Source organism: Marinomonas ushuaiensis DSM 15871 (genome assembly GCF_000521805.1).
In the GTDB taxonomy this organism is placed as follows: Bacteria; Pseudomonadota; Gammaproteobacteria; order Pseudomonadales; family Marinomonadaceae; genus Marinomonas; species Marinomonas ushuaiensis.
Genome location: NZ_JAMB01000003.1, coordinates 61,670 through 81,241 on the forward strand (window position 1 = coordinate 61,670; position 19,572 = coordinate 81,241).

The window sequence follows — 19,572 nt, forward strand, 5'->3', positions numbered from 1 at the left end:
GCTTTTGTGCGGTCGCTGCCGTGATTAATACTAAATAGTTTCTTTAGGCGGTCTCGTTTCTTTGCTTTTTTATGGAACGACGCGAACGCGCGGTCGAGCAATATAATGAGAATTCCTTCCACTGAAGCGGATTTTTCCGAATCATGCGGTTTATTATTTAAGATTGACTGTTACAAAGGTAAGATAGGTGCCAAAGTGTCGCTTTGGTAATTTATATTCAATTCTTCATCTTATCTTCGAGGTGTTTTGTTGCCTCTTACCCTTTGCGATATAGAATATAACAGTAAAAACTAAGTGCTTCAATTATAAAGGAAACCAATCTTTGCTTATCTCGAACTCAGAACAAAACTCAGCAGAGCGCCCAGCGGTTCGTTACGTCACCATTGACGAGAACAATTTGGGGCAACGCATAGATAATTTCTTGGTTACCTTCTTAAAAGGAGTACCTAAAGGAAAGATTTATAACTTGCTTAGAAAAGGTGAAATACGGGTTAATAAAAAACGTACTAAGCCAGACTACCGTCTTCAAATCGAAGACGTAGTTCGTATTGCGCCTATTGTTATTGCACCGGAATCAGAAAAACCCACTTTATCTGATCGATTAAAAAACGAGATAGAGTCTCGTATCGTATATGAAGACAAGGGTCTAATTGTTATAAATAAACCTTCTGGATTGGCTGTCCACGGTGGTAGCGGCCTAAGCTTTGGGCTTGTTGAAGTGGTTCGACAAATGCGCCCTTTAGAAAAATTCATTGAACTTGTGCATCGCTTAGACAGAGATACTTCCGGTCTGATTATGGTTGCCAAGAAGCGAGCGGTATTAAAAGAATTGCATACGGCATTACGAGAAAAAGAAGGTGTCCAAAAAACGTATCTGGCGTTGGTTTATGGTAGTTGGCCAAAACGTAAACTTCAGGTTAACGCACCACTATTGAAGAATGAGTTGAAGTCGGGTGAACGAGTTGTAAAAGTTCACACCGATGGAAAGGAAAGCTTAACGAGATTTAAATTAGTTAGACAATTTGAAGGTTACAGTCTGGTTGAGTGTGAGCCAGTAACAGGTCGAACTCATCAAATCCGTGTTCACACTTTACACGCAGGCTATCCAATTGTGGGCGATGAAAAATATTCACCTATTGAGTCGTTGAAAGAAACGAAAGCGTTAGGCTTTAAGCGTTTGTGCTTACATGCCACACGTTTGGACATCATGCTTAATGGTGAACGTATGTTATTTGAAGCGCCAATAGAGAAAGAATGGCAAACGTTAATGAATGAAAAATTAATTTCAGCATTTCCTTAATGAAATCATTAGATTGTCGAATATAGGCAACAATATAGAGACGCTTAGGAATAATCGTTATAATGCGTTTTCGCATAATCGTGCATCTATTAATAAGAAGAGATAATGAGTAAAAGTCAAACAGTCATTAAAGATCTATCAACGATTAAAGATTTTATTCGATGGACATTTAGCCGCTTCCAAAAAGCAGATTTGTTTTATGGTCACGGTACTGACAATGCTTGGGATGAGGCTGTCCAGCTTGTGATGGGAGCACTAAAACTACCATTAGACTTTGACCGTGACATGCTCGATTGTGCGCTTACTTATGATGAGAAAAAACACATATTAAAGCTTGTTCAAACTCGTATTACAAAGCGAGAACCTCTTCCTTATTTACTAGGTGAAGCTTGGTTTATGGGCTTGCCGTTCAAAGTCACCAAAGACACCTTAATTCCTCGTTCGCCTATTATGGCTTTGTTAGAAAGCGAATTTGTGCCTTGGCTTAAAAACTATCCTCTTAATATTCTTGATATGTGTACGGGGTCTGGTTGTTTAGGCATTGCAGCTGCGTTAGTTTTTGAAGACGCTCAGGTTGATATCACTGATATTAGTGAAAAAGCACTATTGGTGGCAAACGAAAACATTCTGCGACATCAAGTTGAAGACAGAGTCGAAGCTATTCATTCCGATATGTTTAAAGCCTTAGTTGGTAAGCAATATGATTTGATTATTTGCAATCCACCTTATGTAGACGCAGAAGATTTCGAAAGCGCCCCTGCAGAATTTCATAATGAACCAGAGCTGGCTCTTACATCAGGTGAAGATGGGCTTACATTTACTCATGATTTTTTGGCTCAAGCCGCGCATTATCTGAGAGATGACGGTATATTAGTATACGAAGTAGGGAACACAGAAAACGCACTACAGGCTGCCTACCCAAATATTTCCTTTATGTGGGTGGAGTTAGAGCAAGGTGGTAATGGCGTTTTCATCCTAACAAAAGAACAACTTAGCGAACTACTACTTAGCTAACTACAACAAGAGCAAAAATAACTTATGTCTGGCAATACATTTGGAACACTTTTTAAAGTCACCACATTCGGTGAAAGTCACGGTATTGCATTAGGTGCAATTGTTGATGGTTGCCCACCGGGAATCGAGATTTGTGAAGCGGATTTACAGCATGATTTAAACCTACGCAAACCCGGCACATCAAAACACACAACACAGCGTCGTGAAGCTGACGAAGTTAAGATTCTTTCAGGTGTGTTTGAAGGCAAAACAACCGGCACTCCAATAGGATTGCAGATCGAAAACACCGATCAACGCTCAAAAGACTATGGCAATATTGCAGACACATTTCGTCCAGCTCATGCCGATTACACTTACGATCAAAAATATGGTTTCCGTGATTATCGCGGTGGCGGTCGTTCATCTGCTCGTGAAACTGCAATGCGAGTTGCAGCGGGTGCGATTGCTAAAAAATACCTAAAGCAGCAATTTGGAATTGAAATTCAAGGTTTCTTATCTCAGCTTGGCCCAATTAAGCTTGAAGTAAAAGATCTTAGCCAAGTGTATGAGAATAGTTTTTTTAGCCCTGATCCAGACGCGATTCCTGAGCTTGAAGCCTACATGACAGCATTGCGTCGTGAAGGTGATTCTGTTGGCGCGAAGATTACCGTTATCGCAAAAAACCTCATGCCTGGATTAGGTGCCCCTGTTTTTGATCGTTTAGACGCTGATATTGCGAAAGCGATTATGAGTATAAACGCGGTGAAAGGCGTTGAAATCGGTGATGGCTTTGACGTTGTTGAGCAAAAAGGCAGCGAACATAGAGATGAGATGACACCGGAAGGTTTTTTAACTAACCATGCAGGTGGTGTTTTAGGTGGCATTTCATCAGGACAAGATATTATTGTTCATATGGCTCTAAAACCAACCTCAAGTATTACGATTCCAGGCAAAAGTATCGATCGTTCTGGTAACGCCATTGATGTCATCACCAAAGGTCGCCATGATCCTTGTGTTGGTATCCGCGCAACGCCAATCGCAGAAGCTATGTTGGCATTGACGATAATGGATCATTTACTAAGACATCGCGCACAGAACTCTGATGTAGTATGTGCTACGCCGATTATCAAAGGGCAAGCATAACTAAAGAAATTGAATTGCTATTTAGCAATTCAATTGGAATGTTAGATCAACCAAGAGAGCCGCTATTTATTTGTATATAGCGGCCTTTTTATTTCTGAAATAAAGTAAAAACTAACAAACTTCAAATCCATTCTCCAAAGGTAAGGAAAGATCATGTCTAGCATTATTCGCATCATTGTAGGTTCAACTAATCCGGTGAAAGTGAACTCGGCAAAAAATGCTTTTTCCGCTGCTTTTCCAGACCATACCATTCGGTGTGAAGGCTTTTCAGCGTCATCTGGCGTTGCAGATCAACCTATGACGGAGCATGAAACACGTTTGGGCGCACAAAATCGAGTTCGCTATTGCGCTCAACAATACACCAAAACAGCTGATTATTTGGTCGCAATGGAAGGTGGTGTTGATGAATTTGAGGAGGGCGCAGTGACCTTCGCTTATGTTGCTATCATTAATTGCAAAAATAATACATTAATGACAGGCCGTTCAGCGAACTTACCTTTACCAAATAAAGTATTTAAACGATTAAAAAATGGCGAAGAACTTGGTCTTGTCATGGATGACTTATTTAATACCTCTAATATTCGACAAAAAGGCGGTGCAATTGGCCTACTCACCAATCATAACGCAACAAGAGAAAGCATCTACACGCAGGCTCTAATTCTAGCGCTTGCACCAGCTTTACACCCAGAGCATTACTCATAACTTTATTACTCATAATTTTTGTAGATAGAAGCCAATAAAATGAAATATCAATGGATCTTATTTGATGCGGACGAAACAATTTTTTATTTCGACAATTTCGCCGGTCTTAAAAATATGTTCTCACGTTACGATGTGAGCTTTAGCCAAACTGATTTTGATGAGTACCAAAGCTTAAACAAGCCTTTATGGGTCGAATATCAAAACGGTCAGATTAATGCTGAACAACTTCAAAATCATCGATTCAAGCATTGGAGCGATAAGTTAAATATCAGCACAAGCGAATTAAATTCTCAATTTTTAGACTCCATGGCTGAGATTTGTAAAACGTTACCAGGAGCAACTGAGTTAATAACGTATCTGCATGAAAACAACATTAAGATGGGTATCATCACAAATGGATTTGCTCAATTACAGCAAATCCGTTTAGAGCGTACAGGGCTTCAATCTTATTTTTTGCCTGTAGTCATATCTGAATTAGTTGGGGTCGCCAAACCGAACCCTTTGATATTCCAACACGCATATGAACAAATGGGTGCACCAGATAAAGCTCAAGTTCTTATGGTTGGCGATACGTTAGAGTCTGACATTCTTGGTGGCAATAACTTTGGTTTTGATACTTGTTGGTTGAATCATCATGACAAAGATTATACAGCGGAAGTTCAGCCAACATTTCAAATTAGAAACTTACAGGAATTATTAGATATTATTAAAAATAATGCCCCTCAAAAATAAGCTGGAACGATAAAAATGAAACCAAGAAGACGCTACCATGCACCATCAATTTACTATTTCGATGCTGTTTATCGTTTAGGGTCGATTCGTGAGGCTGCTCGCTCTCTTGATATTGCGTCTTCTGCAGTCAGTAGGCAGATTCAGAAGTTAGAATATGATTTAGGCGTACAATTATTTGAAAGGTTGCCAAAGGGGATAGTATTGACCGCTGCAGGTGAGAGCTTTGCACAGCATGTACGTCTTGTCTTACAGGACTCTGAACGGGTTTATTCAGAGCTAGAAGCATTACAAGGCTTGCAGCGAGGCCATATTGAGATCCTTAGTGTCGAAGGGCCCACGGTTGAATTACTGCCAAACCTTTTAGAGGATTTTAAACAGCGTTACCCTAATGTTAGCATTGGCATTCGTATTGCTGGATCGAATTCTATTCCAAATGACATCATTGAAGGGAAGGCTGATATTGGAATCGTTTTTGATCTTGAAAGACATCCAGATTTATACCAAGTCAAAATGGGGACGTTTCATTTTGGTGCTGTTGTAACCCCAGACCATCCACTCGCCAGTAAAGCACAGGTAACTTATGAGGATTGCTTACCGTTTCCTCTTATATTGAGTAAATCTGATTTATCCATGTATCAAAAGCTGGCATCACTAAAGGGCAAACTGCCTACTTCTTGCTCTATTATTGAGTCAAGCTCTGTCGCTTTGTCCCGCAATCTTGCACTGAAAGGCATGGGCATTGCGTTTCAAACTAAGATAGGCATTGAATCGGATATTGAACAATGTCGGTTGGTTCACATCCCTATTATTAATCGTGTTCAATTGATTTCTGAGCTTGGACTTTATGTTCGAGCTAAACGCACGCTGCCTGTTGCTGTGGATTTTTTGGTAAGAGAGATGGCCAATGAAATTGAAAGGCTATCCCTTAAACATAATGATGCTAATTTGGCATCAGTGTGATCTAAAATAATCTCTATTCGGCATCAATTCTACTTGCTATTGTGTTCTGATCTTATTAGTAAAACGAAAGGCACCAGTGATGAAAGAGCAAGAAGTAAACAAAGAGAAGCATGAAAACGGCTTACCTATTATTAATATCGAAGGCTACGCAACAGCAACACCTGAGAAATTATTAAGTCTGGCAAAGGAAATAGGGCACGCTTGTCGAGATAAAGGTTTTTTCTATATTACGGGACATGGAATAGATGCCTCTCTTATAAAACAGTTAACGGAAGAGGCTAAATCTTTTTTTAATCTCAGTGATGCAGAAAAAATGCGACTTGATAAGAAGCACTCAACGGCCAATCGTGGTTACGAGCCTATTAGAAATCAAACCCTAGAAGCTGGCGCACCACCAGACTTTAAAGAGGGGCTTTATATAGGCATTGAGCACGGCGATGACCACCCAATGGTGAAAGCAGGACGCTTTAATTATGGTCAAAATCAATGGCCGAAAAACGCCCAATATTTTCAAAAAGCCGCCACCCAGTATATCCATGAGATGACCGAGTTAGCGAAAAGTTTGATGTCTCTTTTAGCCTTGTCGCTAGAATTACCAAAAGATTATTTTTCTGAATTTAATCATGATCCAACAACACTTTTACGCATGCTACATTATCCGCCACAACCTAAAAATCCATTACCGAATGAAAAGGGCTGTGGTGCTCATACTGATTTTGGCGGGCTTACTCTGTTGTTACAAGATGACAATGGAGGATTGCAAGTATGGGATAGAAAAAACGATGCTTGGATAGAGGCACAACCGATTGAAGGCAGTTTTATTGTCAATCTGGGCGATATGATTTCTCGTTGGACCAATGATAAATACAATTCAACATTACACAGAGTGATCAACACAAGTGGTAAAGCACGATATTCAATGCCTTTTTTCTACAGTGGTAATCCTGATCATATTGTTTCCTGTTTACCAACTTGCTTAGAACCTAATAGCGCCCCTAAATATCCACCTATTAGTGTGGAGTCTCATATGCGTGATATGTATAAAAAAACTTACTCGGGGAATAATAATGAAAAATAAAACAACAATGCCTCATAAGAATTTAGTTTTTATACATGGCGCTTGGGTCAGTGGCTGGGGATGGTCAGCATTAAAGCCGTATTTTGATGGCGCTGAATATCACTGTTATTGGCTAAATTTACCAGGCAGCCAAAGCAAAGAAGAGTCCCTTGAATCTAGAGCATCATTAAATGATTACATTGCTCATGTGTACGATTTAATTGATGAATTAGACGAACCTGTGTGGCTTATTGCTCACTCAGGAGGCGGCTTAACAGCAACCGCCGTAGCTGAAGCAAGGCCAGATATGGTATCGGGCATTATATATGCTGCCGGAATGATGCTTCCATCAGGAATGTCATACGGTGAAATTAGCTCAAAAGTTGGACAGAGAGACAATATAGACATCAGTGGTATTTCAACTTACTTGAAAAAAACCAAGTATGGTAGTTATGTTGACAGTCTTGATGGCATCAAGAAAATCTTTCTTCAAGATGTTTCTGATGAAATCATATCTGAAATAGCGCAAAAAATGGTGGTTCAGCCAGACGAATCTCGTTTAGTTTCCGTGACATTGACGAATGAACGAGCAGGTAAAATACCTAAGTTTTATATTGAAGCGTCAAATGACAATTCAATTTTATTGACAGTACAAAAAGAAATGCAGTCATTAACAAAAGTAGATAAAACAGTGAGTTTAGATTGCGGACATTTTCCACAAGTGGTCATGCCAGAAGAATTATCAATAATTATCAAAGATTTCGTGCTCTAGGTGATAACCGATACTTACTCACTAATTCCGATAAATGTTATTATCGGAATTAGTGAGTAAGTATGTATTACCTTGGTGTTATGACTTATTGCCTAGCTTTAGGCCTTAATTTAAAACTATCAGCATAGGTTTAAAGTTAAAGTACGACACATTGCTAAATTTGAATAACCAACCACACACCATTTTTCTTAGGGCCTTGATACTCTATACGCCCTTCTTTCTTTAGCTTTGATACAGCTCGCTCTACAGTACTCACAGAGCGACTGATACGACTAGCAACGTCGACAAGTGCTAAGTCTGGGAACTCTGTTAAGACGGCTAATATTTGATCTGTTGTTTTACCCGCGTTTTTCCTTCTGAATGAATCGCTTCCGTAAGCGATTCATTCATAGCAGATAGTAAAAATTCAATAAAAACACTGCTGTCAGATTTGGCATCTGCTTCTCGAAGTGAATGATAGTATTCTTCTTGTATCTCTTTAAAGCCGAGAGTTTCCACTATCTACTCATCAGGCTACTTACTCAGAGAATTAGAGACCAAGTTAACAAACCTATTTTTAAGGCGAAACAAGATCTTTATTAAAGAACATAGTGGAAGTTAATACTAGATTAGAAAGAAAACACAAAAAAGCCAGTTAGACGTTAATCTAACTGGCTTTTCGTAGTACAACTAAAATGATTATATCGCTTCAGTTCCACTGGAATAATGGCGGTGAGCAAGTCCGCCATAATAGGTTCCATTAAAGTTCACTATGATATATTAATTCATTATATATCAGTAACTTATAGAAATATCTTTTCCAATAGCGTCCAGCGAGATATACTAAAATCTAGCTTCTATTGATGTACTGGTTGATGTACAAGGTGATTCGATGCCAAAAATTGCAAAAGAACTTACTGCCCTTGCTGTATCTAAGATAAAAAAAGAAGGTCGCCATGCTGTTGGCGGTGTCAGCGGTCTGTCTTTAAAGGTTGCTGGTAACTCCAGGAGCTGGGTGCTCAACATGCTCATGGGAACCAGGATAAACAAAGAAGGCAAAAAGGTTCCTAACCGTCTATTTCTTGGCTTGGGTAGTTATCCTGAAGTTACACTTTCTGAAGCGAGAGATAAAGCCAGAGAGCTTCGTAGTGAAATCAAAGCAGGTATCAACCCTATTGAAGCTAAGCAAGAAAGAAAAGCTGAGGCTATTCGAGAGCAAGGTAGAAACACCAGCTTTAGTGAGTGCGCTCAGTTAGTATTAAATATGAAGGAAAAAGAACTTAAGAATATAAAGCACATCGCCCAATGGCGATCTAGCTTAGAAAATTACGCTTTTCCAATAATTGGCCATCTAGCCGTTAATCAAATCAACAAAACACACATACTTGAAGTGCTTCAGCCCATATGGCTTGAGAAAAACGAAACAGCTAGTCGTTTACGAGGTCGTATCGAAACAATCCTAGACTACGCTAAAGCAAAAGAGTTTAGAGAAGGCGATAATCCAGCTGGTTGGAAAGGCATGCTAAAACCATTACTTCCAGAACCAAGTAAAATCCAAAAACGTAAACACCATGCCGCACTACCCTACGCTGAAATAAGTAATTTCATGAAAGAGCTATCTAAGCGCCCCGGCCTTTCAGCCAGGGCGCTTGAATTTTCAATTTTAACCGTTGCTCGTTCTGGTGAAGTTCGTGGTGCTACATGGAATGAAATAGATTTTGATAACAAGATATGGATCATCCCAGCAGAACGTATGAAAGCGAGAAAAGAACATCGTGTGCCACTTTCTTCTGGCGCAATGAAGATACTAAACGAGCTTCCTCGCATCGCTGGTGGCAATTTAGTCTTTCCTGGTCAACAAGGTAAGCAGATGTCAGACATGACGCTTACAGCGGTTCTCAAGCGCATGGATCGAAAAGACTTAACTCAGCATGGCTTCCGTTCAACATTTAGGGATTGGGCTGGTGAAACCACCAGCTTCCCTAGAGAAGTCATTGAGCACGCCCTGGCGCATAAACTGAAAGACCAAGCCGAGGCAGCTTATCAACGTGGGGATTTATTACAGAAAAGAAGGTTGCTTATGGAGGATTGGAATAAGGCTACAACAATATAGATATAGGGAGAGTCTATAAACTCTCCCTATATCACTTTTCTAATACAGAATGTCAGTTTACTTTTCGTTTACTATAAATATAGAAGTACCCTTGGTTCTGGATCGGATATTGATATTTTCAGAACATGATTTAATAGCTCTCGCTTGGCTCATTACACTAGCTTTAAAATCAAAGGTCTTGCTTGAGCGTGTCTCCCAACAACCAAGCCCTTCGTCTAAGTAAAGTTTTAGTATTTCACCTGAATCAAAGGTGATTTGCATAATACGGCTATGAGCTACCTCCGTCTTTCTAGATGAATCAAACCGTATCGACTTACCTGTAATATCTTCTAGAACGCATTTAACCGCTTGCTTTCTAGCCTCTAATGTATCCCAGTTATCATTAAATGACTGAGCATTAGTATTATAAGCAAAATTCGCAGTCTCAATTTCGATTAGACTATATTGATTTATTTGCTCTGTCAGGCCATTCAGCAAGTTAAATAATAACGAGGCATGTAAAGGTGTCACCAAGTACCTATCCCTAAAATAGATCTCTTTAATCATGCCTTTTTCGAACAAATTAGATTTTATTCTACGATTAATAGCATGCCAAAACTTTTCAGGAAATTGCTTAATACTACCATCACAGTCATTTTTCAGAATGAGATGAGTTGTGTCTGGAACATTCCAGTCTGACATATCAATTTTCTTTAACGCTACTGCTTTTTCAGTATTAGAAAATATCACAACCCCATTACTCGCATGCCAATCTTTACTGGGGCAATTTACTCCCAACTCAGTATTAGCAATGGTTATCGTTTTATTCTTACATTCAAACTGAGCTACTATTTCATGCTTATCAGGTTTACCTGTGAAGAATTCAAAACCCTGTATATTTAAACGGTAAATCACTTCTTTTAGCTGATCATTTAATGCATTTTCTGGGACAACCAAATTAACCTGGCAATTATCTTCATACATATATCGCAACAAGATATTTTTAAACTCCAGCGCATTCAAATCCCAATCAGTGACATTATCACTTAGCCACAAATTTATGCTGGATAAACCTCTATCCATATAGGTTTTAATAAACTCACCAATGGAACTGTGGTAATACTGCCCATCATTAAGCAAATTAAGCACTTCAGAACTACCATTATGATTCAGAAAATCAGCGCCTAACCATTCCAGCGCTTTCATCCGGTCAAGCTTATCGACATCGTGGCGAGAGTCAGACTCCAACAGGCAATCGTTACAGCAAGCCTCACACTTCTCGCAAATTAACTTACTTGCCATCATTTCTAATAAAGTTTGAATTCTTTCTGGTGCTGATGTAGCAAACCCTGCGCCACCACTAATCGCATCATATAGCTGAATAACCGTCGCAGTATTCGTTTCATCTACAATTGCTGGACGTGTCGCATAGCCAAGCTCTCCTGTTGAAATCCCCAATTTCTCAGCTAATGCAGAACGTAAAGCAACCGCCAACGTGGTTGCAATAATACGGCCGTCTTTATCTTCCGCTATATACTCCTGAGTCACAGGGTGTCTTAACACCAACTCAAATACATCGGTGTTAGTATGATAGCCAAGGTGTATACCTTCTTGAATGGTCGCTTCCCCATGACAGTAACTATCACTTTCAGTCTCTTTACTCTGTCTGTTTGGCACAAGTGGATGATGTCTCACACCTGTATTAAACGTGGATGGTGGATTACCATCTTTATCTAATGAAGCCGCGCGACCACATGACAAACAAAGCGCATAACCTTTACCGCTAACGCCAGATGAATGATAAAATATTGTACCATCTACATCCGCCGTCATATGTCCCATAGCAGGGTTTGGCAATGCATGTTTTTCGCCTCGTGTAGACAGCCAAGCTGGCTCAATTGGCACATAACTTTGGACAGAAATATCATTATTTGGTTCTGCATAGAACTCACTCACAAAACCTGTTGGCTGCAATACTTTTCGTGTATTCGCAGACTTAATAGGTTTTGCACATGTGCTGTTACTACATACTAAGTTTTTAGATGCTTGTGTTACCCCTTTCTCATAACCCGTTTGACCACAGTGACCACATCGCCAAGCCATATCAAACTGCTGCGCTTCCTTAATATCAGTATCCACCATATTGTGCCAACTCAAAGATACACCGCCTGACTTGAAAACGCGGCCATCTAATACTAATTCAGTACCGGGTGCATATTCCTTGATAGCAACTGCCAAATTACGGCTAGGTAACCCCCTTACTCTCGCAAGATTATCTTCTCGTCTTTCTTGAGATGTTTTGCCTTTCCCTCTGTTCTTACTACGTTTAAAGTCGACAATATTATTATTATCAAAGGTCACTACATCTGTAGGGAAACCATAACCAGGTAAAAATGCTTTAGCTGCTAATTCTTTTAGTAAATACTCATTACACAAGCGTTTTACTTCAATTTCTATACGATAGGAAAACGGACTCCCTTTCTCCGCACTCACTTGTTCAGTTATTAAGTATTCGTGATCTTTTTGCCATTTCTGCATGTGTACTTCTATTGCTTTAGCTGTATTTTCTCGTAACTTAGAGGCTGGCAATTCAGATAAATCAGTACCTTTACTTATCCCCAGTATCGCCTTATTGACTCTATTTGACCCAGCTTTAAGCCAAAGGATAAAACGAGAACAGATAGAGTCTTGACCACTAAAAAACCACTCAAGTTTAAGAGATGTTTTATCTGTGCTGGTATCTCCAACTTCCTCTTTGAGGTATATCGATAACAAGATAGCATTCACATGCCTCTGAACTAAACGAGGTGAATTAAATGCCACATAAGGAGCTGCAATATCTGTCTCAAAAGCCCACTTAGGTTTGGAAAATACCTGCTGATCATGAGGGTTTGACTTACATAAGGTATAAGAGATAGCACGGGACTCTTTACTCCTACCCGCTCGGCCTGCTCGTTGTAAATAATTAGCAGGATGAGGTGGTACATTGTTCATGACAACAGCAGATATACCGCCAATATCGACCCCCATTTCCATAGTGGTTGAGCAATTTAATACATTAATTTGACCTTTTTTAAACATATCCTCATATTTACTTAAAGCACTTGATGATTGCTGTGCTGAGTGTTCTGCAGTACGATAATAAAAACCACCTTCTACAGCTCTGTCATTGATATCCGTCCAAAGGTTTTGTGACCTTAGAACCTGAATGTTTTCATCTTCTGAAACAGAGTCACGAATAGTGTCAATACCTTCATCATAATCTTTCTGAGATAAATCAAAATCACTCAGGAGAGGGTAACTTACCTCCTCACATATAATATTATGACCATCTATTTTTCTAGGTAAATAAGGAGTGAGATTTTTAAAACAAGTATCAAATAATTTATGTGTTATAGGACATATATAAACTTTATTCGTTAGGGAAAATGTCATCTCATGTCGTCTAAGATGAAAACGATTTCCATCATGGCTTAACACTTTAGATGTTTGGGTTAAATCCAACCAAGCTTGCTTTAACCAAGCATTGATCAATTCTACATGGAGCAAGTGCTGAAGATCTAAACCAGCACCAAGCATTAATAATTTAACTAAACGACCTTGAGCGCCTTTTCGATTAACTTGGGGCCACTTTTTAACACGCATTTCATTCGCTTCTTCCGAAGAAGGTATAATCAATTCTTTAGATGAAAAGCGTTGACCTATCCATTTTTTCCAACCGTCATCCTCAAGCTTGACATAAGAGTTTTCTCTGACAAAAAAGTCTAAACTGACTTTTAGAAAATCTATCCAGTCATTTAAATCAAGGCCATATTGCTCCCAATATTCTGGCACTTTCTTTATGCGACTTAAGCCTTGGTAACCCACTTTAACTAAACCTTGGGTTTCAGAACTATTTTGTCGTTTCGGGCGCCTTGAAAACTCCCTAAATAACATCATATCTGCCAACTTATATGCGCCATCTGTTTGATCAAAAATTTCAGGTGACAGTTGTTTATTGGAGATCAAAATACTGCCTTTAAAATCACTTAGACCGGCTAACTCTTGCGCCATTTCAGACCAAGATAACTCAATCGGTTTTAATGATTTTACACCCGATTTTAGGCTTAATGCTTTTTGCTCTAGATCTTCAGCATTGCTAATAGCACCTAGGTTTCTTAGGATTTTTGCTTGCTCTAATAGCGCTTCAGGTGTCACATCATCATTTAGAACATCTTCAATTGGTTGTTTATTTTGCGCCTGCTTTAGCGACTCTAATACAGCCCCGCGTAATTTTGAACGCTCGGCTTCTTGCTGCATTTTTACCGCTAACCTTGCTGTCCCTTGCCGACTATCTGTAAAAGTAATCAAGCGACGACCACGTCCAGGTAGACTTAAGCGCCCAATATTTTTAGTTTTATCATCCTTATCTATTTCAAAATCAGGGCAATATTCTAAAACGGTTGGCACCACGCTAGTCACATAAAAAGGGGCTGACAAAAGAGCTCGTTTAAAAGGCAACCCACCATGATGAGGCTGATAACCACAAGCAGAACAACACATCACCTTTGGATCTGCTTGAGCTAAGATATAACCCTCTTTTTGATGAACTTGATTACCTTCTTTATCTAACCCTATAAGATTAAAAGACTCGCTCTTTGTATAACAACTCGCATAAATATCTGGCAGAACCGATTTACCCTCTAAATGTACAGGGGCTTTTTGCTCTTCATCTTCATCTTCATCTAACTCATCATTTTCTAAAGCAAACTCATTATGTGTACGGGTATTCCATTGAATGATTTTTCCTCCTTTATTTTCACCTAATAAATGAGGTTCATTGCATTCAAGGCATGAAGATAGCTCAAGCACAGGGGCTTGGCATTCACAGCGACTTCTTTGTGTCGCGTAGACCATACCAAAAGGCCAGTTTGTGGCTAAATGGGTATCTTTTTTTGCAGGACAATGGCTATCCACACAAGCCCACAAACCTTGTGTCATCCGTTGAAAAAAATGTGCTCTAAGCTTCAAAAAAGCCTGACTATCAAACTTAGTATCCTTTACTGTTCCTGTAAGAATGTCTATCCATCGCAATAATATTTTCTGCTCGATTGGCTCTTGATTTAACATCTTACCCATAGCCCTAGCTATGTCATTAAGCGTCATAGGACCTTGGCTATTTGCTGTCATAACAGATCGCAATGCTTTCGCTATGGGTGACATTTCAAGTGCGCTAAAGCGTGCTAAAGATACCTTTTCATCATATTCTTTGTCACTGGGGTCTAGATCAGCAGGGATACTCTCTATTGCTTCTAATGACTGAGAAAGGTTAGCTGTATCATTTATCTCAGGGATAATACGTTGACCACCGATCACCTCTATTTGATCTATGCCCACACCAGCAATATTTGATAAGAAAGTTTTTAATTGTTTCTCGGCATCTTTATTCGCTATCGTCGCTGATGTAGCGACAAAGCGAACATTCTTGGCTTCAACACCAAAAGCATATATCACCCGACGCAACTGTAGCGCGAGCTCAGCCGCTTGAGAGCCCATATAACTATGAGCTTCATCCAATATAATCCAGCGTAATGATTGAGCTTGTCTTGAGGCTTCAATAATCGGAGAGTCAATCTGTCTGATCAACATATATTCCAACATAGTGCCATTAGTCACCAGCAATGGCGCAGGCTCTTTACGCATTAATTCGCGGGATAGAATCTGGTTCTTACACTTCTTTTGTGCCTGATAAACCTTAGCCTCATCATTAGGAGTGTTACCGTTATAAAGGCAATAACGTATTTTATCTCCAAAGGCTTGAGTCCATGCATCAAGACGCTCCTCTTGAGAGTTGATTAGCGCATTAAGCGGATAAAGAAATAACGCTCTGACACCTACTAAAGGAGCTTTTGTCTCTTTTTGCTCTCGACATAAATCATTCAATACAGGCACCATAAAGCACTCAGTCTTACCAGAACCAGTACCTGAAGTAACAATAACGGATTTTTTCTCTTCTTCTATTAAGTATTGCCACGCTTTAAGCTGATGAGCGTAGGGCTGGAACTCCTTACCAAAGCGATATTTATTTTTTTTAAACTGCTGTTTGTCACTATCATTACGATTCATAATCTGTTTTTGATCAAGCGAATTAACCAATTCATGACTTAATAAGCTACCTTCTAAATCTGACATTAAAGGTTCCGCTTTTTCCCAACCAAACATATGTTCGAACACAGGGTCCGCTAAAAAGGCATCACCTTGACCTGCAGTTACTGACATCTGTTCAGATAAGTGATTTCTTAAAGACGGATTAGTTATCGATAAAATACTTAAACTAGATTCTTTCGCACGGCTAATTGCTTGAGTGACTAATGATGAAAAATAGGGTCTCATTTAATGTCCTTATTTAAAAATTGAAATACTGCAAATTGATACATGGGCTTAAACCAATCCATGTCGAAGTCTCGAATAGTGCGAAGATGAAAAGCTTTTGTTGCATCTAATTTATTATTTACTCTGTTATTTTTATTAAAAAGCGCCTCTGAATCCAACTTACCAGCCGCTACCGCCGCTGCATAAATAGGTAATAAAACAACCGCTTGATGATGTCTATGAAAAGTATGAATAGAAAGATTGAAATTCGAATCAAAATTAAACCAACGCCTTAATTCTTGGTCATATTTTTCTGGCCATTTTGCATCCAGATGCTGCTGTAACAGCTTTTGATACCAACTATCCTCATTATCAATAATCAAACCTTGCATTATTTGAGTAGGAAACGCTTGGGGTTTACTACCATCCTTCAAATACGCTTGATAGGCCCCTTCATAAACCCCTATTTGAGTACAGATTCTATCAATTAACCCCCCTATCACCTGAGTAACTACAGCCTCAGGTAACTTAGCCTCTAAAAGGTCTGATTTATAATGTTCAATGGCATATCGCCAATCTTCTATTCCGATTAACTCCCAAACAATCGGGTACTCTTTTTCTAATCGAGCGATTAAGCCAGCATCCGCATCAAACTTTAAAATTGCTAAACATAATGCTTTAGGTTGTTTAACTAACTCCCCCCAAGCTTGAAACGTCGTAAGCGGTAAATGGTAAAATTGTTTTTTAAGCGTAATAAAATATTGCCAACTTGAATGGCTCGGCTTATCCGCCATGCAAGCAATAATTGGGGTGAATGCATCAGGGCAAAATTGAGGATGATAAGCCATCACTGCTTGAGAAATATGTTTTAACACTTGCCCAACATCAAACTTCTGTGGTCGACCTAAAATAAATTTAGGTCTAAAGCTAATTTTAGACCCAGCTTGCGGGATCACTAACCAAGGGCCAGTATCCTCTAATTGTCTTGGTAGCTCGTAATCCCCTGTTGCAGCATTTTCACTGCGTCGACTATCAAGTAGATAAGCTCTTTCTTCGGGCGCGGCCAACTTAAATAGTTGAGGCTTAATCTTTGATGAATCAAAGCCAGAGCCTTCTTGTAAACAAATAAGATTACGCGCTCTGTCGTGATCAAGTACCGCCTCATATCGCTTAACGATAATATCCAAATTTTTTGCTGGCCCACGCACTGTCACTAGAACTTCACTATCTAGCTCGGGTTTAAGTGACATGAGTTCTTGTATGTATTCTTTTAAAGCATATAGAGAAATGACCTTAGGCTCATTTTCCACCCGATAACGCCATTGGAAAGTTGGTGTATTGGCATAATTCACCTGATAGTCTTTAAGGCTTATTTCTAGCTCAAAGTAATTTGACTGTCCTGCATCTGAAAAAAGGTGTAAACGACTACCCAATAGGGCATCTAAACTAATTTGGCGCTTAAGCACTTGCCCTTCTTTGTCATATGCAACCGCCCCCTTTGAAGGAAAAGGTAGGGTTAAAACAATCGGATCACTGGCCAAATTAACAAACACGACTAACTTAAAGTAATCTGGCGGTATGCCCTCTCCCTTCAAGTGAATATGTTGGGTGTTCGCTTCACTCTTATCTCTTCTAACTTCAGTCACGCCTTTTATTTGATAACAGCACAAACTCCTGGTTTTAAGTGTCACTATGCCTTCATTCGGTTTATCGGCTGAGGTTAAACTCAGTTCAAAATCTTGCGGTAAAACCCCCACTCTTTTGCGTAATAATGTTTGGTTTTTGGCATTGCGATAGGATAAGGATTGGCGGCCATAATTTTCTGCCAACGAAAGGTTGTTTTGGGCCTGTCCATTTAGAAATAAATTTAAACTTTCTCTTTGTTCAAATGGCACATTGGTTGCCCACTGATAACTGGGAATACCAACAAATACATGGGAAGGCTCACTTGACCATTCTAGAAACTTCCCTTGCAAAGATAACTGATCACCCGTGTCATTAGGTGCATTAGTTTCAATAGTAAAACATTCCTTAGTCTCATTCTCAAAACACACCTTACCTTGGCATTTTACTAGACTAAGCCCTAAGTACTGCCCTTCTTGGATCATACTAGGTTCAACATCATTTGAATTCTTATCCAAACTATTAAGATCATTTAAATGTGTGTCGACAACATTCGTTACTTGGCAGTTTTCTGGTAATAACAACCACACATTAGGCGTTTTAACCTTAAAGCTGGCTTGGCCTGCGTATATCAGCATGTCATTTTTTTGGATAAAACCAACTGGGACCTGTCCGATTTCTAGCCAGGAATAAGGGATAAGCATTTTGGCTAATTGCTGACCTGCTTGCATCGCCACTAAATAGAGGTTTTTGTCTGTATTTTGACGCGTTACCTGAAACTTCTCCAAGCGCATTTTTAAACGCGTATGCAAACCTTCAAAATGACCATGAAAGACCCCTGCATTAGCAAGGCAGACATCCCCCTCATATACAGCCAACTCAATACGTGCACTGTTGACGTCCTCTTTTGAAAAGCCAAACGTCAGGTTTGTGGGTAAAGTAACTTCACTTTTAATTACATCAGATTGCAAAAACAGGAAATGCTTTGCCTGTAACTCTCCTCTTTTAATACCTTGTTTTTTAACTTCTTTGGTGGCACTAGTTAATAAGTTATTTAAAAAATCAGAACCTATCTGGTCATCTAACGGTAATGGGAATTGAGAGCGCCAATGACCATTAACTTGATCTAAATGCTTAGCTGGGTCTTCTTTGTTTTCTAGCTCAAACACATCCACCATAGACAAGAGTTTATCTGCCATATCGCCAATCAACTTAATCGAGGTATTTTCCTTAAAAGCCTGTGGCAATTTATTAACACATTCCTCCACCAGCTCATGGGTTGTCTTTCCTAACAAAGTCGCATGTTGATAGCGACTCAGTACTTGTTTGAATAGTTTTTGAAAATGATTGTTTTTATCAATCAGTAATTTGAAAGGTAAGCCCCCTTCGCTGAATACTGAGCCTAAATAGTTATTGTGCTCACTTTGATACTGTAAAACAGACCTTTGCCAATAATCACTTAATCCTTTCTCTACGATATTTTTGACATCTACTGGGTTTAATTGAAAACTTAAGCTTTGCCAAATTGGCTGCCAGCTCCATTGGTTTGTATATTCACGGCGAAACCATTCTGAGCAAAATAAAACAAACGCAGCGCTCCAGTCAGGGCACAAGTCTCCAAACGAATTTTGGGCATCAGCTTTGCTAACGCAACACTTTAAACTTAAGTACTCATCAGCACTTACCTGATATTGATATAATGGTTTTCCTGTTACACCTGATAAAGCTCGCTTTATAAAAAACTGCTTCAGCCATAATTTAGGCTTTATAATATCTACTTTAACAGCCACATTAATTTGTGAAAGACCGTTTGTTACATCACCCATGTTAAGTCCCTTTGTTATTACCTTGTTATAGCAACATATGAA

At 39.3% G+C, this 19,572-nt stretch carries 13 protein-coding genes; 9 read left to right on the top strand and 4 right to left on the bottom strand.

The genetic code is table 11. The annotated features are described in order from the left end of the window. Positions 1–328 precede the first annotated feature (328 nt). The 8 genes from MUS1_RS05005 to MUS1_RS05040 all read left to right on the top strand — a co-directional run bounded on the left by MUS1_RS05005 (position 329) and on the right by MUS1_RS05040 (position 7,659). Positions 329–1,300 (top strand): RluA family pseudouridine synthase, encoded by a 972-nt coding sequence (locus tag MUS1_RS05005; protein WP_036160109.1) that lies wholly within the window; start codon positions 329–331, stop codon positions 1,298–1,300. Between the two features lie 105 nt (positions 1,301–1,405). Further along, positions 1,406–2,314, top strand: coding sequence for a 50S ribosomal protein L3 N(5)-glutamine methyltransferase (gene prmB, locus MUS1_RS05010; protein ID WP_036159839.1), 909 nt, complete (start codon positions 1,406–1,408; stop codon positions 2,312–2,314). A gap of 24 nt (positions 2,315–2,338) precedes the next feature. Then, the gene (gene aroC, locus MUS1_RS05015) at positions 2,339–3,436 is read left to right on the top strand and encodes a chorismate synthase (protein WP_036159840.1); all 1,098 of its coding nucleotides are present in this window, start codon (positions 2,339–2,341) and stop codon (positions 3,434–3,436) included. Between the two features lie 153 nt (positions 3,437–3,589). Next, complete coding sequence (gene yjjX / locus MUS1_RS05020; protein ID WP_036159841.1) at positions 3,590–4,138, top strand: inosine/xanthosine triphosphatase; 549 nt, start codon at positions 3,590–3,592, stop codon at positions 4,136–4,138. Between the two features lie 39 nt (positions 4,139–4,177). Then, on the top strand, positions 4,178–4,870 hold the full coding sequence (yjjG, locus tag MUS1_RS05025) for a pyrimidine 5'-nucleotidase (RefSeq protein ID WP_036159842.1): 693 nt from the start codon (positions 4,178–4,180) through the stop codon (positions 4,868–4,870). Positions 4,871–4,885: 15 nt separating this feature from the next. Then, positions 4,886–5,830 (top strand): LysR family transcriptional regulator, encoded by a 945-nt coding sequence (locus tag MUS1_RS05030; protein ID WP_036159843.1) that lies wholly within the window; start codon positions 4,886–4,888, stop codon positions 5,828–5,830. Between the two features lie 79 nt (positions 5,831–5,909). Next, entirely contained in the window at positions 5,910–6,908 is a 999-nt protein-coding gene (locus MUS1_RS05035) for an isopenicillin N synthase family dioxygenase (protein WP_051436118.1), read from the top strand. Continuing rightward, the gene (locus tag MUS1_RS05040) at positions 6,898–7,659 is read left to right on the top strand and encodes an alpha/beta fold hydrolase (protein WP_051436119.1); all 762 of its coding nucleotides are present in this window, start codon (positions 6,898–6,900) and stop codon (positions 7,657–7,659) included. The genes MUS1_RS05035 and MUS1_RS05040 overlap by 11 nt, the downstream gene beginning before the upstream one ends. A 154-nt stretch (positions 7,660–7,813) precedes the next feature. On the opposite strand, the gene MUS1_RS16365 is transcribed toward MUS1_RS05040, so the two are convergent. Then, entirely contained in the window at positions 7,814–8,041 is a 228-nt protein-coding gene (locus MUS1_RS16365) for a winged helix-turn-helix domain-containing protein (RefSeq protein ID WP_084035560.1), read from the bottom strand. Then, a complete protein-coding gene (locus MUS1_RS05045) occupies positions 7,978–8,157 on the bottom strand; it encodes a hypothetical protein (protein ID WP_036159844.1) in 180 nt (59 codons plus the stop codon). Before MUS1_RS05045 ends, MUS1_RS16365 begins: the two co-directional genes overlap by 64 nt. A gap of 373 nt (positions 8,158–8,530) precedes the next feature. On the opposite strand from MUS1_RS05045, the gene MUS1_RS05050 reads away from it, so the two are divergent. Next, entirely contained in the window at positions 8,531–9,751 is a 1,221-nt protein-coding gene (locus MUS1_RS05050; protein ID WP_036159845.1) for a tyrosine-type recombinase/integrase, read from the top strand. Between the two features lie 57 nt (positions 9,752–9,808). Here MUS1_RS05050 and MUS1_RS05055 read toward each other — a convergent pair whose 3' ends face one another. Next, complete coding sequence (locus MUS1_RS05055; RefSeq protein WP_036159847.1) at positions 9,809–16,102, bottom strand: DEAD/DEAH box helicase; 6,294 nt, start codon at positions 16,100–16,102, stop codon at positions 9,809–9,811. Continuing rightward, a complete protein-coding gene (locus tag MUS1_RS05060; RefSeq protein ID WP_036159848.1) occupies positions 16,099–19,530 on the bottom strand; it encodes an STY4851/ECs_5259 family protein in 3,432 nt (1,143 codons plus the stop codon). Before MUS1_RS05060 ends, MUS1_RS05055 begins: the two co-directional genes overlap by 4 nt. Between the last annotated feature and the right edge of the window lie 42 nt (positions 19,531–19,572).

What these genes read in the sequence shown, in the direction of transcription:
- prmB (WP_036159839.1), top strand. Translation starts at nt 1,406, where the DNA reads ATGAGTAAAAGTCAAACAGTCATTAAAGATCTATCAACGATTAAAGAT.
- aroC (WP_036159840.1), top strand. Translation starts at nt 2,339, where the DNA reads ATGTCTGGCAATACATTTGGAACACTTTTTAAAGTCACCACATTCGGT.
- yjjX (WP_036159841.1), top strand. Translation starts at nt 3,590, where the DNA reads ATGTCTAGCATTATTCGCATCATTGTAGGTTCAACTAATCCGGTGAAA.
- yjjG (WP_036159842.1), top strand. Translation starts at nt 4,178, where the DNA reads ATGAAATATCAATGGATCTTATTTGATGCGGACGAAACAATTTTTTAT.
- MUS1_RS05030 (WP_036159843.1), top strand. Translation starts at nt 4,886, where the DNA reads ATGAAACCAAGAAGACGCTACCATGCACCATCAATTTACTATTTCGAT.
- MUS1_RS05035 (WP_051436118.1), top strand. Translation starts at nt 5,910, where the DNA reads ATGAAAGAGCAAGAAGTAAACAAAGAGAAGCATGAAAACGGCTTACCT.
- MUS1_RS05040 (WP_051436119.1), top strand. Translation starts at nt 6,898, where the DNA reads ATGAAAAATAAAACAACAATGCCTCATAAGAATTTAGTTTTTATACAT.
- MUS1_RS05050 (WP_036159845.1), top strand. Translation starts at nt 8,531, where the DNA reads ATGCCAAAAATTGCAAAAGAACTTACTGCCCTTGCTGTATCTAAGATA.
- MUS1_RS05055 (WP_036159847.1), bottom strand. Translation starts at nt 16,102, where the DNA reads ATGAGACCCTATTTTTCATCATTAGTCACTCAAGCAATTAGCCGTGCG.
- MUS1_RS05060 (WP_036159848.1), bottom strand. Translation starts at nt 19,530, where the DNA reads ATGGGTGATGTAACAAACGGTCTTTCACAAATTAATGTGGCTGTTAAA.